A 16,084-nucleotide genomic window follows, 5' to 3' on the forward strand; every position below is an offset into this window, starting at 1 on the left:
TCGTAGCCGGTTCTGCCCGCAGCGCGTAACGTGACGAACCATGAAGATCTCCATCCGGGACGGGTCGTCATGAGAATCCTCATCAGCGCCGACATGGAGGGCGCCACCGGGGTCACCTGGCCGGACGACGTGGTGCCGGGCGCCGCGCAGTGGGAGCGCTGCCGTTCGCTGTTCACCTCGGACGTCAACGCCGCCGTGCTCGGCTTCCACGACGGCGGCGCCGACGAGGTGATCATCAACGAGGCGCACGCGACGATGCGCAATCTGCTGCTGGAGCAGCTGGACGAACGGGCCCAGCTGCTCACCGGCCGGCACAAGGCGCTGTCCATGGTGGAGGGCGTGCAGCACGGCGACGTCGACGGCATCGCGTTCGTCGGCTACCACGCGGGCGCCGGCATGGAGGGCGTCCTCGCCCACACCTACCTCGCGAACCAGATCACGGGCGTGTGGCTGAACGACGTACGGGCGAGCGAGGGGCTGCTCAACGCCCGTGTCGTCGCCGAGTTCGGGGTGCCGGTCGTGCTGGTCACCGGGGACGACGTCGCCTGCGAGGACGCCCTCGGGTACGCGCCCGAGGCGCTGAAGGTCGCGGTGAAGGACCATGTGTCGCGGTACGCGGCCGTGTGCCGCACCCCTGCCCGGACCGCCGCCGACATCCGCGCGGCGGCCAAGGAGGCCGCCGCACTGGCGGTGCGTCACGAACCCGTGCACGGCGGCCCGTTCACCGTCGCCGTCGAGTTCGACGCGGAGCATCTGGCGATGGCCGCCACCGTCGTGCCGGGTGTGGACCGGATCGGGGAGCGGAAGGTGGCCTGCACGAGCGAGACCATGTACGAGGGCATCCGCGCCTTCAAGGCGGTCACCACGATCGTCTCGGCCGCGGTGGAGGAGCAGTATGGCTGAGCAGGTGGACGGGCGGGCGCTGGACGAGGTCGTGACGTTCACGTCCGACCTGATCCGGATCGACACCACCAACCGGGGCGGCGGCGACTGCCAGGAGCGGCCCGCCGCCGAGTACGCCGCCGCGCGGCTCGCCGAGGCCGGGATCGAGCCGACGCTCCTGGAGCGCACCAAGGGCCGGACCAATGTCGTCGCCCGCGTCGGGGGCACCGACCCCGGAGCCGGCGCGCTGCTGCTCCACGGCCATCTGGACGTCGTACCCGCCGAGGCGGCCGACTGGAGCGTGCACCCGTTCTCCGGGGAGGTCCGCGACGGGGTCGTCTGGGGGCGCGGCGCCGTCGACATGAAGAACATGGACGCGATGATCCTCGCCGTGCTGCGCGCCTGGGCCCGGCAGGGCGTACGGCCCCGGCGGGACATCGTCATCGCGTTCACCGCGGACGAGGAGGCCAGCGCCGAGGACGGCTCCGGGTTCCTCGCCGACGCACACGCCGCCCTGTTCGAGGGCTGCACCGAGGGCATCAGCGAGTCGGGCGCCTTCACCTTCCACGACGGCAACGGGCGGCAGATCTACCCGATCGCGGCCGGGGAACGCGGAACCGCCTGGCTGAAGCTCACCGCGCGCGGACGCGCCGGGCACGGCTCCAAGGTGAACCGGGACAACGCGGTGACCCGCCTGTCGGCCGCGATCACCCGGATCGGCGAGCACGAATGGCCCCTGCGGCCGACCGCGACCGTGCGCGCGGCGCTCACCGAACTCGCCGCGCTCTACGGCATCGACAGCGACCTCACGGACATCGACGCGCTGCTCGACAAGCTGGGCCCCGCCGCGAAGCTCGTCGAGTCGACCGTACGCAACAGCGCCAACCCGACGATGCTGAACGCGGGTTACAAGGTCAACGTGATCCCCGGGGAGGCCGTGGCACAGGTGGACGGCCGGTATCTGCCCGGCGGCGAGGACGAGTTCCGCGAGACCCTCGACCGGCTCACCGGACCGGACGTCGAGTGGGAGTTCCACCACCGCGAGGTCGCCCTGGAGTCGCCGGTGGACTCGGCGACGTTCGCCCGGATGCGGGCCGCCGTCGAGGAGTTCGCCCCGGAGGGACACGTCGTGCCGTACTGCATGTCAGGGGGCACGGACGCCAAGCAGTTCTCGCGCCTCGGCATCACCGGCTACGGCTTCACACCGCTGAAGCTGCCGGAGGGCTACGACTACGGGGCCATGTTCCACGGGGTCGACGAGCGGGTCCCGGTCGAGGCGCTGCACTTCGGTGTGCGGGTACTCGACCGGTTCCTGCGGACGGCCTAGGGGAGTGGGGGAGAGCGTGCGGACGCTGGCGTACGGGGCGTGGCCCTCGCCCATCGACGCGGCCCTGGCCGCCGCGCACGACGGGCACCCGGAGTACGTGGGCTTCGTCGGCGACGAGGTGTGGTGGACCGAGCCCCGCCCCGCCGAGGGCGGCCGGCGCACCCTGGTGCGGCGGCACGCCGACGGCACGGAGGAGTCGCTGCTGCCGGCGCCGTGGAACGTGCGCAGCCGGGTCATCGAGTACGGCGGCCACCCGTGGGCCGCACGCGCGGGCGACGACGGCCCGCTGGTGGTGTTCGTGAACTTCGCCGACCAGCGGCTGTACCGCTGTGAGCCCGGCGGAGAGCCTCGCCCGCTCACGCCGGTGTCTCCCGTGGGCGCGGGCCTGCGCTGGGCGGAGCCGCTGCCGCGGCCCGAGCGGGGCGAGGTGTGGTGCGTGCTGGAGGAGTTCACCGGCGACGGACCCACCGATGTGCGCCGCGTCCTGGCCGCGGTCCCGCTCGACGGCTCCGCCGCCCAGGACCGGGACGCCGTACGCGAACTCACCGACGCCCGGCACCGGTTCGTGACGGGCGCGAAGCTCTCCCCCGACGGGCTGCGGGCGGCCTGGCTGGCCTGGGACCATCCGCGCATGCCGTGGGACGGTACCGAACTGATCCTCGCCGACGTCGGCCCCGACGGCACCCTGCACGACGCCCGGACCGTGGCCGGCGGGCCCGGCGAGTCCATCGCCCAGGCCGACTGGACCCACGACGGCCGCCTCCTGCACGCGAGCGACCGCAGCGGCTGGTGGAACCTCTACCTCGACGGGAGGCCCCTGTGCCCGCGCGAGGAGGAGTTCGGCGGGGCGCTGTGGAAGCTCGGCATGCGATGGTTCGCGCCGCTCGACAGCGGGCTGATCGCCATCGTGCACGGCCGGGGCGCCACCGCCCTGGGCATCCTGGATCCCGAGACCGGCGAGGTCGTCGACGCGGCCGGGCCCTGGACCGAGTTCGCGCCCACCCTCGCCGCGCACGGCGAGCGGGCCGTCGCCGTCGGGGCCAGCCCGCGCAGCGCCTACGAGGTCGTCGAGCTGAACACCTGCACCGGCCGGGCCCGCGTCATCGGCGCCGAGCACGACGACGCCGTGGACCCCGCGTACTACCCCGAGCCGCAGATCCGCACCTTCACCGGCCCGGACGGACGCGACATCCACGCCCACATCTACCCGCCGCACCACCCCGGCTGCGTCGCGCCCGGCGACGAGCTGCCGCCGTACGTCGTCTGGGCGCACGGCGGGCCCACCGGCCACGCACCCCTCGTGCTCGACCTGGAGATCGCCTACTTCACCTCGCGCGGCATCGGCGTCGCCGAGGTGAACTACGGCGGCTCCACCGGCTACGGCCGCCCGTACCGCGAGCGGCTGCGCGAGCAGTGGGGCGTGGTGGACGTCGAGGACTGCGCCGCCGTCGCCCTGGCCCTCGCCGACGAGGGCACCGCCGACCGCGGCCGGCTCGCCGTCCGGGGCGGCAGCGCGGGCGGCTGGACCGCGGCCGCCTCGCTCACCACGACCGATGTCTACGCCTGCGGCACGATCAAGTACCCCATCCTGGACCTCACCGGCTGGGGCACGGGGGAGACCCACGACTTCGAGTCGCAGTACCTGGAGAGCCTGATCGGGCCGCTCGCCGAGGTGCCCGCGCGCTACGCGGAGCGCTCGCCCGCCACCCACGCCGACCGCCTCGGCGTGCCGTTCCTGCTGCTCCAGGGCCTGGACGACCCGATCTGCCCGCCCGTCCAGTGCGAGCGGTTCCTGGCCCGGCTGGAGGGCCGGCGGGTGCCGCACGCCTATCTCGCCTTCGAGGGGGAGGGGCACGGGTTCCGGCGGGCGGAGACCATGGTGCGCGCCCTGGAGGCCGAACTCTCCTTGTACGCACAGGTGTTCCGACTCGATCCGCGTGACATCCCGACTCTGGAGCTCAGCACGTGAACCAGCTTCTGCGACCGCCCCGGCTCGCCCCCGGCGCCCGTGTCGCCGTCGTCGCGCCGAGCGGGCCCGTGCCCGAGGAGCGGCTCCAGGCCGGGCTCGACATCCTGCGCGGCTGGGACCTCGACCCCGTGGTGGCGCCCCATGTGCTCGGCCGGCACCGCGCGTTGGACTACCTGGCCGGCACGGACGCCGAGCGAGCCGCCGATCTGCGGGACGCCTGGTGCGACCCGTCCGTCGCCGCGGTGCTGTGCGCCCGGGGCGGGTACGGGGCGCAGCGCATGGTCGACCTGCTCGACTGGGCGGCGATGCGGGCGGCGGGCCCGAAGGTGTTCGCCGGGTTCAGTGACATCACCGTCCTGCACCAGGCCTTCGCCAACCGCCTCGGACTGGTCACCCTGTACGGCCCCGCGGTCGCCGGCGTCGACTTCCTCAAGAACGCCCGGGCCCAGGAGCATCTGCGGGCGACCCTCTTCGAGCCGGAGTCGGTGCGGACCGTCAGGGCCGTGCCCCCGGGCGGCGGGGCGCTGGTGCCCGGACGGGCCCGGGGCGTCACGCTGGGCGGCTGTCTGAGCCTGCTCGCGAGCGATCTGGGCACCCCGCACGCCCACGCGGCGGCCCGGGGCGGTCTGCTGCTGATCGAGGACGTCGGCGAGAGCCCGTACCGCCTGGACCGGTACCTGACCCAACTCCTGCGCACCGGCTGGCTGGACGGGGTCGCCGGGGTCGTGCTCGGGTCCTGGGCGACCTGCGGCCCGTACGAGGACCTGCGCGCGGTCTTCGCCGACCGGCTCGGCGGACTCGGTGTCCCGGTCGTGGAGGAGTTCGGGTTCGGGCACGGGGAGGGCGCGCTGACGATGCCCTTGGGGCTGGTGGCCGAACTGGACGCCGGGACGGGCACGTTGACCTTCGGCGAACCGGCCCTGAGCTGAACATGCCGTTACTGAAATCCTGTCAAGAAACCCTCGTTTCGGTGATTGACGCTCCCTGACACGTGTCACACGATGACTACCGACCAAGTACCTACTGGTCGGTATTCGGGTTGTCCCCACCGTGGAGGTCCGTGTGTCCCGACGCGTGCCCAGATCCCGCGCGCCGCTCGCTCTCGCTCTGGGCGCCGCCCTGGCCGCCCCCCTCGCCCTCACTCCGCCCGCCGCCGCGGCGGATTCCTACACCGTCACCCCGCTCAAGTTCACCGTCCGGGCGGGCGGCCGGCCCTGCACGGTCGACGCCGACCTGTACCGCCCGGCGGGGGTGGACCGGGACCACCGGGCGCCCGCCGTGCTCGGCACGAACGGCTTCGGCGGCAGCAAGTCGGACGGTTCGACGGACTCCATCGGCAAGGCCTTCGCCCAGCGCGGCTACGTCTCCCTCATCTACTCCGGGCTCGGATTCGGCCGCAGCGGCTGTCTCATCTCCCTCGACGACCCGGCCATCGACGGGGCCGCCACCGCGCAGCTGGTCGACTTCCTGGGCGGCAAACGCGCCGCCGACGACGGCACCACCGCCGACTTCGTCACCCTCGACCGGCCCGGCGACCCACGGGTCGGCATGATCGGCGGCTCCTACGGCGGCGCCGTCCAGCTGGCGACGGCCGCCGTCGACCACCGCCTCGACGCGCTCGTCCCCATGATCACCTGGAACGACCTGGCGTACGCGCTGGACCCCAACAACGCCACCGGCGGCACGGGCGTCCCGGGCGCCTTCAAATGGCAGTGGACCAACGGCTTCTACCTCATCGGCGAGGGCCAGCCCCTGCTCCAGCCCAGCCTCGACCCGTCCCGCATCAACCGCCTCTCCTGTCTGCACTTCGTCACCAACGCCTGCCGGACCATCCACACGCTCAACTCCGGCGGCTACCCCGCCGACCGGACCGCCGAGCTGCTCGCCTTCGCCCGCAGCGTCTCCCCGGCGTCGTACCTCCACCGCGTGAAGACCCCCACGCTGCTGGTCCAGGGGCAGGCCGACACCCTCTTCAACCTCAACGAGGCGACGGCGACGTACCGGACGCTCCGTGCCCAGGGCACCCCCGTGAAGATGATCTGGCAGTCCTGGGGCCACAGCGGCGGGCTCACCGGCCCGGCCGCCGGTGAACTCGATCTGTCGAAGGGCAACCTGGAGACCAGCTACGTCGGCCGGCGCGTCCTCGCCTGGTTCGACCGCCATCTGCGCGGCCGGACGCAGGCCGACACGGGACCGGCGTTCGCCTATCACCGGGACTGGATCACCGACCCGGACCGCGCCTACGCCACCGCCGACGACCTCCCCGTACCGAGCCGCACGCTGTATCTCTCCGGCGACGGCAAGCTCGTCGACAACCGCAACAAGGTGGCCCGGGGCAGCCGCGGTTACACCAACTGGGCGATCCCCACGAGCCATTCGGAGAGCTCGCTGGCCGGCCTCATCGGGCTGCCCGACACACCACCGCACGACACCGAGGGCACCTACCTCGACTGGACCAGCACGCCGCTGTCACGCCCCCTCGATGTCGTGGGCGCGCCCCGGGCCACGCTCAAGGTGCACTCCCCGAAGGCCGAGCGCACCCAGAACTCCGGCGACGCGGCCGACAAGCTCGTCCTGTTCGCCAAGCTCTACGACGTCGCCCCCGACGGCACCCGCACCCTGGTGCGCCGCCTGGTCGCGCCGGTCCGGGTACCGGACGTGACCAAGAGCTTCACCGTCACGCTGCCCGGGATCGTGCACCGCTACGAGAAGGGGCACCGGCTGCGGTTCGTGATCGCGGCGAGCGACGACGCGTACTTCGGCAACCGGGGGATCAAACCGGTGACCGTGGTCAGCGGGCCGCGGAACACCGGGGTGCTCCGGCTGCCGGTCGCGGGCTCCTGACGGGAGGCCCGGCTACTGTGGCGGGGTGCCCCACAACGCATCCCGCTACCTCGCCGAAGGCCCCCGGGTGGGCATACGCCACTTCACCTACGGGGACGGCGCCGAGTTCACCGCCCGGGCCCGGGAGAGCAAGGACCTGCACCACCCCTGGCTCTTCCCGCCCGAGAGCGCCCAGGCCTACACCGCGTACGCCGGCCGGCTGATCGAGGACCCGTCCAAGGCCGGCTTCCTCGTCTGCGAGAAGGGTGACGTCCGCGAGAAGGGCGACGGGGCCATCGCCGGGTTCATCAACATCAACAACATCGTCGACGGCGGCTTCCAGTCCGGGGCGCTGGGCTACGGCGCCTTCGCGCACGCCGCCGGGCGGGGGCTGATGCGCGAGGGGCTGGACCTCGTCGTGCGGTACGCGTTCGGCCCGATGCGGCTGCACCGGCTGGAGATCAACGTCCAGCCCGCGAACGCCGCGTCGATCGCCCTGGCCCGCGGCTGCGGGTTCCGCCTGGAAGGCTTCTCGCCGAAGATGCTCTTCGTGGACGGGGCCTGGCGCGACCACGAACGCTGGGCGATCACCGCCGAGATGGTCACGGGGCCGGGGCGGCGCTGAGCCCGGCCCCGGCGGAGATCACGCGTTGCGGTCCACGTACTCGTAGATCGACCCGTCCGGGTGCAGCGCGATCAGATTGCGGCCGGCCGGCGACGCGATGGGGCCCGCGACGATGTGGGCGCCCAGTTCGGTGAGCACCCGGTGGGTGTCGTCGACGTCCTTGACGGCGATCGTCGCGGAAACCTTGCGCAGCACCTCCAGTTCGGCCGGGGGACCGCTCATCAGCAGGAAGCAGCCGATCGCCGCCACCTCGACACCGCCCCGTTCGAAGCGCTGGGCGTCACCGCCCGCCAGCCGCTCGTAGAAGGGGATCGCGGTCTCGAGGTCGTCGACGCAGACGCGCAGTGTGGCACCCAGAATCTCCATGAGGACGAGCCTAGTTACGCGCCAGGGGGCGAGGGTACCCGGCCGGGTATGAAGCCGATGGATCACCTGGAGCATCTGGACAAACATCTGGTTGACGAGCTGGCACAGGTGGCGCGTGAGACCGTACGGGACGAACTGCGCGAGCAGACACGCAAGCAGCGCCGCAGGGCCACGCTGTACGCCGCGTCCGGCGCCCTCGCCCTGTACGCGGGCGCGGCCCTCGCACTCGCCGTGGGACTGGCCCTCGCCCTCGGCCTGCCCGACTGGGCGGCGGCGCTGATCACCGCCGCGATCCTGGGCGCCGCGGCCTATGTGCTGCGCGGCATGGCCCGGCCGGACCGCCCGGGTTCCGGGCACGGGGCCGGTGCGGTCCCGGGCCAGGATGACGCGGGCCGGGCCGCCGCCGCGGCCGATGGTCTGCCGTATCCGCCCGTGCCGCCGGCCCCGCCCGCCGGGCCCGCCCCGGGCACGGTGCCCCCGCGGCCGACGGACGCCCCGGACGTACCCCGCCCCAAGGGGTGACGCGGGTGCGCTCCGCCGGACTTCAACACCCGCTCGAACGACCGGGTGTTGAAGTCCGGCGAAGCGTCAGAGGCTCTGCTGGAGCTGCGGCAGCACCTTCGTGCGGTAGAAGTCGAAGAAACCCCGCAGGTCGGGGCCGATCTGATTGACGTAGACGCGGTCGAAGCCCGCGTCGGAGAACCGCTGCAGCTCGGCCACGTGGTCGTCCACGTCGTCCCCGCACACCCGGTTCTCGCGCACCATGTCCTCGGTGACCAGTCGCTGCGCCTGCTCGAAGTGTTTCGGGGAGGGCAGCACCTGGCCCAGCTCCCCCGGCAGCTGCTCGTTCGCCCAGAGCCGGTGGACGGTCCGCACGGCCTCGTCCTTGTCCGTGTCGTAGCAGACCTTGGTGCCGCCGCTGACCAGTTTTCCGCCGCCTCCGCCCTTGCGGTACTGCTCCACCATCGCCTCGTCCGGCGCGACGGTGATGTAGCCGTCGCCGACGCGGGACGCCAGCTGGGTCGCCGCCGGGCCGAAGCCGGAGATGTCGATCGGGACGGGCTCGTCCGGCACCGTGTACAGGCGGGCGTTCTCCACCGTGTAGTGCGGCCCGTGGTGGTTCACCTCCTCGCCCGTGAACAGCCGGCGCATCACCTGGATGGCCTCCTCCAGCATGTCCAGACGGACATGGGCCGGCGGCCAGTGGTCACCCAGGATGTGCTCGTTGAGCGCTTCGCCGGAGCCGACGCCGAGCCGGAAGCGGTTGCCCGTCATCACCGCGCTGGTCGCCGCGGCCTGCGCCACCACCGCCGGGTGCATCCGCACGGTCGGACAGGTCACCGCCGTCTCGATCGGCAGGGACACCGCCTCGGACAGCGCGCCGATCACCGACCAGACGAACGGGCTCTGGCCCTGCTCGTCGTTCCACGGGTGGTAGTGGTCCGAGATCCACAGCGCCTGGAATCCGGCCTGCTCGGCCATCCGCGCCTGCTCGATCAGCTCGGCGGGTCCGTACTGCTCGCACGAGAGGAAATAACCGTACTCGGGCATGGGGGAGTGCCTCCGCGACGTGGGCGGTCCGTATCCCGCCCCGGGTACCCGGGCGCCGGGGCGGAAACCGGCGGGGTGCGGGCCGGGCGGACGTTTGGGTGCCCTGGCCAGGGGGACGCGGAAGGCTCCCGAGGTACGCGACAGCGCCGGAGGTGAACCGTGAGTCGACCCCGCATCGTGATCGTCGGTGCCGGCTTCGCCGGTTACCGTGCCGCGCGCACCCTGGCCCGGCGGACCCGGGGCCGGGCCCACATCACCCTGCTGAACCCCACCGACTACTTCCTGTATCTGCCGCTGCTGCCCCAGGTGGCCGCCGGCATCCTGGAGCCGCGCCGGGTCACGGTCTCCCTCTCGGGCACCCTGCCGCACGTACGGCTGGTGCTCGGCGAGGCCGACCGGATCGACCTCGACGAACGCACCCTGCACTACACCGGCCCCGAGGGCGAAGGCGGCACGCTCGCCTACGACCGGCTGGTGATCGCCGCCGGCAGCGTCAACAAGCTGCTGCCCGTCCCGGGCGTCGCCGAGCACGCGCACGGCTTCCGCGGGCTGCCCGAGGCGCTGTACCTGCGCGACCACGTGACCCGGCAGGTGGAGCTGGCGGCCGCCGCCGAGGACCCCGAGTCGTGCGCCGCGCGCTGCACCTTCGTCGTGGTCGGCGCCGGCTACACCGGCACCGAGGTCGCCGCGCACGGGCAGATGTTCACCGACGCGCAGGTCCGCAAGCACCCGCTGCGGCAGGGCATGCGACCGCGCTGGATCCTGCTGGACGTGGCGCCGCGGGTGCTGCCCGAGATGGACGACAAGCTCTCCGCGACGGCCGACCGTGTGCTGCGGCAGCGGGGCGTGGACGTGCGGATGGGGACCTCCGTGAAGGAGGCCCTGCCCGACGGGGTCGTACTGAGCGACGGCGAGTTCGTCGAGACCCGGACGCTGGTGTGGTGCGTGGGCGTACGGCCCGATCCGCTGGTCGAGTCCCTCGGGCTGCCGTTGGAGGAGGGGCGGCTGCTCGTCGACCCGCACCTCCAGGTGCCGGGGCGGCCGGAGCTGTTCGCGTGCGGTGACGCGGCCGCGGTGCCCGATCTGGAGAAGCCGGGCAGCTATACGCCGATGACCGCGCAGCACGCCTGGCGGCACGGCAAGGTCGCGGCCGAGAACGTCGCCGCGTCGCTCGGCCTCGGCGGGGAGCGCAAGCCCTACCGCCATCGCGACCTGGGCTTCGTCGTCGACCTGGGCGGTGCGAAGGCGGCGGCCAATCCGCTCGGCGTGGCGCTGTCCGGGGTACCGGCGGGTGCGGTGACGCGTGGCTATCACCTCGCCGCCATGCCCGGCAACCGGGTCCGGGTCGCCGCCGACTGGCTGCTGGACGCCGTACTGCCGCGCCAGGCCGTGCAGTTGGGGCTCGTACGGTCCTGGTCCGTGCCCCTGGACACGTCGTCTCCGGAGGTGGCCCGGGTCCCGGGCGGGCCCGGGAGGCGGCACGAGGCGAGCGCCCGCTCGGGGCCGGGCGCCGCGGTCCGGGCCGACACCTACGACGGGGGGACCGGCGCCGGTCCCGGGAAGGGCCGGGCCGGAGACGAGCCCGCGAAGGGGCAGCCCGGATCCGGGGTGAAACTGTCCGGATCCGGGGCCGCGGAGCGCCGCTCGGAAACGGAGCTCGCCAAGGGCCGGCCGGGTGGCGGGCCGGCCAGGACCTGGCCCGCCGACAAGCCCGCCAAGGGACCGCTCGGCGGTACCCGGGCCAGGAGCCGGCCCGGCGGCGAGCCTGCCGAGGGGCGGCCGGGTGGTGAGCCTGCCGAGGGGCGGCGGGGTGGTGAGCCTGCCGAAGGGCAGCCGGGTGGCGAACCCGCGCGGAACCAGCCCGGCGGTGAACCCGCGCGGAACCAGCCCGGCGGTGAACCCGCCAAGAGCCAGCCGGGCGGCGAGCCCGCCAAGAGCCAGCCCGTGCCCGCTCCAGAGCCCCCTGACGATCAACCACCCCCGGGCCCCGATATCGCCCCCGGCCCCGTCAAGCGTTCCGACGCACCGGACCACTCCGCGAAAGGAGACTCATGAACACCGGTGAACTCACCGAACTCGGCCAGCAGCTGCGCGTGGACAGTGTCCGCGCTGCCGCCGCCGCGGGCTCCGGGCACCCGACGTCCTCGATGTCCGCGGCCGACCTGCTGGCCGTCCTGCTCGCACACCACTTCCGCTACGACTTCGACCGCCCCGCCCACCCCGGCAACGACCGCTTCGTCCTGTCCAAGGGACACGCCTCGCCGCTGCTGTACTCCGCGTACAAGGCGGCCGGCGCCATCGACGACGAGGAACTGCTCACCTTCCGCAAGCTGGGCAGCCGCCTCGAAGGGCACCCCACACCGCAGCGCCTGCCCTGGGTCGAGACGGCCACCGGCTCGCTCGGGCAGGGCCTGCCGGTCGGTGTCGGCATCGCGCTGGCCGGCAAGCGGCTGGACCGCACCGGCTACCGCACCTGGGTGCTGTGCGGCGACAGCGAGCTGGCCGAGGGATCCGTGTGGGAGGCCGCCGAGCACGCCGGGTACGAGCACCTGGACAACCTCACCGTGATCGTCGACGTCAACCGGCTCGGCCAGCGCGGCCCGACCCGGCACGGCCACGACCTGGACGCCTACGCCCGCCGCTTCCAGGCCTTCGACTGGCACACCATCGAGGTCGACGGGCACGACGTGGACGCCGTCGACCGTGCCTACGGTGAGGCCGCCTCCACCAAGGGCCAGCCCACCGCGATCCTCGCCCGCACCCTCAAGGGCAAGGGCGTCGAGGGCGTCCAGGACCGCGAGGGCCTGCACGGCAAGCCGCTGCCGGAGGCCGAGGAGGCGATCGCCGAACTCGGCGGTCCGCGGGACATCCGCGTTCAGGTGCAGGAACCGCCGGCCGCCCGCATGCTGCACGCCGTCCACACCGGGGACTACGAACTCCCCAGGTGGGACAAGGGCGAGGAGGTCGCCACCCGCAACGCCTTCGGCGAGGCACTCGCCGCGCTCGGCACCGGCCGCGGCGACATCGTCGCCCTGGACGGCGAGGTCGGCGACTCCACCCGCGCCGAGTTCTTCGCCAAGGAGCACCCCGACCGCTACTTCGAGTGCTACATCGCCGAGCAGCAGATGGTCGCCTCGGCGGTCGGGCTCGCCGCACGCGGCTGGATGCCGTACGCCGCCACGTTCGCGGCCTTCCTGACCCGGGCCCACGACTTCATCAGGATGGCGTCCGTCAGCGGCTCCGGCATCAACCTCGTCGGCTCGCACGCCGGGGTCGCCATCGGCCAGGACGGGCCCAGCCAGATGGGCCTGGAGGACCTGGCGATGATGCGGGCGGTGCACGGCTCGACCGTGCTGTACCCGTGCGACGCCAACCAGACCGCCCGGCTCGTCGGCGCGATGGCCGGTCTCGAGGGCGTCCGCTACCTGCGCACCTCGCGCGGCGAGAGCGCGGTGCTCTACGGCCCCGACGAGGAGTTCCCGGTCGGCGGGAGCAAGGTGCTGCGCTCCTCCGAGCACGACCGGCTGACCCTCGTCGCGGCGGGCGTCACCGTGCACGAGGCACTGGCCGCCGCCGACGCCCTGGAGCGGGAGGGCATCCAGGCGCGGGTGATCGACCTGTACTCCGTGAAGCCCGTCGACCGGGCCACCCTGCGCCGGGCCGCCGAGGAGACCGGCTGCCTGGTGACCGTCGAGGACCACCACCCGGAGGGCGGCATCGGGGACGCGGTCCTCGACGCCTTCACCGACGGGCGGCCCGTCCCGCGCCTGGTGCGGCTCGGCGTACGGTCGATGCCCGGCTCGGCCTCCCCGGCCGAGGCGCTGCACGCCGCGGGCATCGACGCCGAGTCGATCGCGGCGGCCGGGCGGCTGCTGGTGGAGGAGGCGGTCGTGCCGTGAGCGGCGGCGACGGCACGCGCAGGGTGCGGGCCGGCCGTCGCACCGTGGAGGTCCACCGGCCGGACAAGGTGCTCTTCCCCGGTGGCGGGGACGCCAAGGAGTACACCAAGGGCGACCTGGTGGACTACCACCGGGCCGTCGCGCCCTTCATGCTGCCGCACCTGCGCGGCCGTCCGCTGATGCTGGAGCGGCATCCGGACGGGCTCGGCGGCCCGAGGTTCATGCAGAAGAACACCCCGGACGGCTACCCGGAGTGGATCACCCGCGTCGAGGTGGCCAAGGAGGGCGGCACCGTCCGCCACACCGTCTGTGACGACACCGCCACCCTCCTCTACCTGGCCGACCAGGCGAGCATCGCCCTGCATCGCTGGCTGTCCCGTGCCGACAGCGTCGACCACCCCGACCGGTTGGTCTTCGACCTCGACCCCGCCGGCGACGACTTCGAGGCCGTACGCGAGGCCGCCCGGCTGCTCGGGGAACTCCTCGACGAGCTGGAGCTGCCCTCGGCGCTGATGACCACCGGCTCGCGCGGACTGCACGCGATCGTGCCGCTGAACGGCCGGCACGACTTCGACGAGGTGCGTTCCTTCGCCCGGGACGTCGCCGACACCCTCGCCGACGCCCACCCCGACCGGCTCACCACCGCCGCCCGCAAGAAGGACCGCGGCGAGCGGCTCTACCTCGACGTGCAGCGCAACGCCTACGCCCAGACCGCCGTCGCGCCCTTCACGGTCCGGCCCCGGCCGGGCGCGCCCGTGGCGACCCCCATCACCTGGGACCAGCTCGACGACCCGGAGCTGCACGCCCGCTGGTGGACCATCGCCGACGCCGTCGAGCAGGCCCGCACCAACCCCTGGTCCGGGCTGCTGAGCCGCGGCCGGGCGCTGGGACCGGCCCGGCGCCGGCTCGACGCCCTGCGCGCCTGAACAACCCGCGCCTCCCCGGGGCGGATGGCAGATGCATGGGACCGCAGAGGTTTGGCGAACACTCTTGCGGCCACACGGAGGGGGAGGTGGCCATGTCGAACACAAGAAACACGCAAGAGTCACAGGATTCACAGAAATCCCAGAACTCACAGAATTCGCGCAAATCGACTGACAGCGCGGCCGGAGACCGGCCGAGCCCCATGGAAGTGCTGCGCCAGGCGCGCGGCCAGCTCGCGGAACTCACCGGCATGGACGCCGAGTCCGTGTCGTCCTTCGAGCAGACGGAGGAGGGCTGGGCGCTGGAGGTCGAGGTCCTCGAACTCGAGCGCGTGCCCGACACGATGAGCCTGATGGCGAGCTACCAGGTCGACCTGGACTCCCAGGGGCAGCTCACCGGTTACCGGCGCGTGCGCCGCTACGAACGCGGCAGGTCCGACGCGCGCAGGCCCGGCGGCCGCTAGGCCGCCCGACCGGACCCACACCCAACGACAAGGAGGGACATCCGGCATGACAGTCGTACCGGCACAACAGTCCGGCGGCGGAGGCGGTAGCAGCGGTCTCTACGACGTACTTGAACTTGTCCTGGACAGGGGGCTCGTCATTGACGCATTCGTGCGAGTCTCCCTGGTCGGCATCGAGATCCTCAAGATCGACGTACGCGTCGTCGTCGCCAGCGTCGACACCTATCTGCGCTTCGCCGAGGCGTGCAACCGGCTCGACCTGGAGGCCGGGCCGCGCAAGGACCCGGGCCTGCCCGACCTGGTCGGGGAGATCACCGAGTCCGGAGCGCGCGGCAAGTCCAAGGGGGCGCTGTCCGGTGCCGCCGAGACCATCTCCGACGCCTTCAAGGAGGCCCGGTCCGAAGGCTCCGAGCGTGCGACCGAGTCACGTCCGCGGGCTCGCAAGAGCACGTCCGCCCGCCGGAAGGAGGGGCAGGAGTGAGCATCTACGTCTACGGAATCGCGGCGAGCTCGCACCCGGCGCTCCCCGAGGGCATGGGCGGCGTCGGCGACCCGCCCCGCCCGCTGCGCGTCCTGAAGGAGGGCGAGCTGGCGGCCGTCGTCAGCGACGCGCCCGAAGATCTGCGGCCCAAGCGCAGGGAACTGCTCGCCCACCAGAACGTACTCAGTGAAGCGGGCGCGGGCGGCTGCGTGCTTCCCATGCGGTTCGGCAGTGTCGCCCCGGACGACAAGTCCGTCACCGGGGTGCTCGCCGAGCGTGCCGAGCACTACAAGGAGCGACTGCGGGCTCTGGACGGCCGGGTCGAGTACAACATCAAGGCCAATCACGTGGAAGAGGCCGTACTGCACCAGGTGATGGCCGAGAGCCCGGACATCCGCGGTCTCGCGGAGGCCAACCGGGAGTCCGGCGGCGGCAGTTACGACGACAAAATCCGGCTCGGCGAGCTGGTCGCGGCCGCGGTCAAGGCCAAGGAGGCCGACGACGCCGCCGCACTGCAGGCCCTCCTGGAGCGTGCCGCCGACTCCGTGAGCGTGGGCCCCGAGTCCACCGGCTGGCTGGCCAACGTGTCGTTCCTGGTCGACCGGGAGACGGCGGAGGACTTCCTCGCGGCCGTGGAACAGGCGCGCAAGGACCTGCCGCACCTGGAGGTGCGGATCAACGGACCGCTGCCGCCGTACAGCTTCGTCGAGCCCGGCCCGACCGAGCCGGCGGGCACCGTGGCGAGCGGTACGGACACCGGAGTGGGGTGACGAC

General features: G+C 72.9%; 15 protein-coding genes. 13 read left to right on the forward strand and 2 right to left on the reverse strand.

Annotated elements, in window-relative coordinates; translation table 11 throughout:
- Positions 1 to 69 precede the first annotated feature (69 nt).
- The 6 genes from OHU35_RS34995 to OHU35_RS35020 all read left to right on the forward strand — a co-directional run bounded on the left by OHU35_RS34995 (position 70) and on the right by OHU35_RS35020 (position 7,626).
- Positions 70 to 903 carry a M55 family metallopeptidase gene (locus OHU35_RS34995; protein ID WP_189726236.1) on the forward strand — a complete coding sequence of 278 codons (834 nt, stop codon included), beginning with the start codon at positions 70 to 72 and terminating at the stop codon, positions 901 to 903.
- Complete coding sequence (locus OHU35_RS35000; protein ID WP_189726235.1) at positions 896 to 2,209, forward strand: M20/M25/M40 family metallo-hydrolase; 1,314 nt, start codon at positions 896 to 898, stop codon at positions 2,207 to 2,209. The genes OHU35_RS34995 and OHU35_RS35000 overlap by 8 nt, the downstream gene beginning before the upstream one ends.
- 4 nt (positions 2,210 to 2,213) lie before the next feature.
- The gene (locus tag OHU35_RS35005) at positions 2,214 to 4,178 is read left to right on the forward strand and encodes a S9 family peptidase (RefSeq protein WP_405508147.1); all 1,965 of its coding nucleotides are present in this window, start codon (positions 2,214 to 2,216) and stop codon (positions 4,176 to 4,178) included.
- Complete coding sequence (locus OHU35_RS35010) at positions 4,175 to 5,107, forward strand: LD-carboxypeptidase (RefSeq protein WP_189726233.1); 933 nt, start codon at positions 4,175 to 4,177, stop codon at positions 5,105 to 5,107. Before OHU35_RS35005 ends, OHU35_RS35010 begins: the two co-directional genes overlap by 4 nt.
- A gap of 133 nt (positions 5,108 to 5,240) precedes the next feature.
- Positions 5,241 to 7,022 (forward strand): CocE/NonD family hydrolase, encoded by a 1,782-nt coding sequence (locus OHU35_RS35015; RefSeq protein ID WP_405508149.1) that lies wholly within the window; start codon positions 5,241 to 5,243, stop codon positions 7,020 to 7,022.
- A gap of 25 nt (positions 7,023 to 7,047) precedes the next feature.
- The gene (locus OHU35_RS35020) at positions 7,048 to 7,626 is read left to right on the forward strand and encodes a GNAT family N-acetyltransferase (RefSeq protein WP_189726231.1); all 579 of its coding nucleotides are present in this window, start codon (positions 7,048 to 7,050) and stop codon (positions 7,624 to 7,626) included.
- A gap of 18 nt (positions 7,627 to 7,644) precedes the next feature.
- Here OHU35_RS35020 and OHU35_RS35025 read toward each other — a convergent pair whose 3' ends face one another.
- A complete protein-coding gene (locus OHU35_RS35025; RefSeq protein ID WP_359889228.1) occupies positions 7,645 to 7,992 on the reverse strand; it encodes a VOC family protein in 348 nt (115 codons plus the stop codon).
- 48 nt (positions 7,993 to 8,040) lie between these two features.
- Between OHU35_RS35025 and OHU35_RS35030 the strand changes: the two genes are divergently transcribed.
- Positions 8,041 to 8,514, forward strand: a complete 474-nt coding sequence (locus OHU35_RS35030; protein ID WP_189726229.1) for a phage holin family protein — start codon at positions 8,041 to 8,043, stop codon at positions 8,512 to 8,514.
- 66 nt (positions 8,515 to 8,580) lie between these two features.
- Here OHU35_RS35030 and OHU35_RS35035 read toward each other — a convergent pair whose 3' ends face one another.
- A complete protein-coding gene (locus OHU35_RS35035; protein ID WP_189726228.1) occupies positions 8,581 to 9,543 on the reverse strand; it encodes an LLM class F420-dependent oxidoreductase in 963 nt (320 codons plus the stop codon).
- Positions 9,544 to 9,702: 159 nt separating this feature from the next.
- Here OHU35_RS35035 and OHU35_RS35040 point away from each other — a divergent pair, with 159 nt between their 5' ends.
- From OHU35_RS35040 to OHU35_RS35065, 6 genes are all read left to right on the forward strand, one after another.
- On the forward strand, positions 9,703 to 11,598 hold the full coding sequence (locus OHU35_RS35040; RefSeq protein WP_405508151.1) for an FAD-dependent oxidoreductase: 1,896 nt from the start codon (positions 9,703 to 9,705) through the stop codon (positions 11,596 to 11,598).
- Positions 11,595 to 13,442: a transketolase gene (locus OHU35_RS35045; protein ID WP_189726226.1), complete on the forward strand. Its 1,848-nt coding sequence runs from the start codon at positions 11,595 to 11,597 to the stop codon at positions 13,440 to 13,442. Before OHU35_RS35040 ends, OHU35_RS35045 begins: the two co-directional genes overlap by 4 nt.
- Positions 13,439 to 14,368, forward strand: a complete 930-nt coding sequence (ligD, locus tag OHU35_RS35050) for a non-homologous end-joining DNA ligase (protein ID WP_405508153.1) — start codon at positions 13,439 to 13,441, stop codon at positions 14,366 to 14,368. The genes OHU35_RS35045 and ligD overlap by 4 nt, the downstream gene beginning before the upstream one ends.
- 92 nt (positions 14,369 to 14,460) lie before the next feature.
- Positions 14,461 to 14,829 carry a gas vesicle protein gene (locus tag OHU35_RS35055; protein WP_189726224.1) on the forward strand — a complete coding sequence of 123 codons (369 nt, stop codon included), beginning with the start codon at positions 14,461 to 14,463 and terminating at the stop codon, positions 14,827 to 14,829.
- Positions 14,830 to 14,875: 46 nt separating this feature from the next.
- Positions 14,876 to 15,310: a gas vesicle structural protein GvpA gene (locus OHU35_RS35060; protein WP_189726223.1), complete on the forward strand. Its 435-nt coding sequence runs from the start codon at positions 14,876 to 14,878 to the stop codon at positions 15,308 to 15,310.
- Positions 15,307 to 16,080, forward strand: coding sequence for a GvpL/GvpF family gas vesicle protein (locus OHU35_RS35065; RefSeq protein WP_189726222.1), 774 nt, complete (start codon positions 15,307 to 15,309; stop codon positions 16,078 to 16,080). The genes OHU35_RS35060 and OHU35_RS35065 overlap by 4 nt, the downstream gene beginning before the upstream one ends.
- The last annotated feature ends 4 nt before the right edge of the window (positions 16,081 to 16,084 follow it).

The sequence above is a fragment of the Streptomyces purpurascens genome (genome assembly GCF_045040895.1).
Lineage (GTDB): Bacteria > Actinomycetota > Actinomycetes > Streptomycetales > Streptomycetaceae > Streptomyces > Streptomyces purpurascens.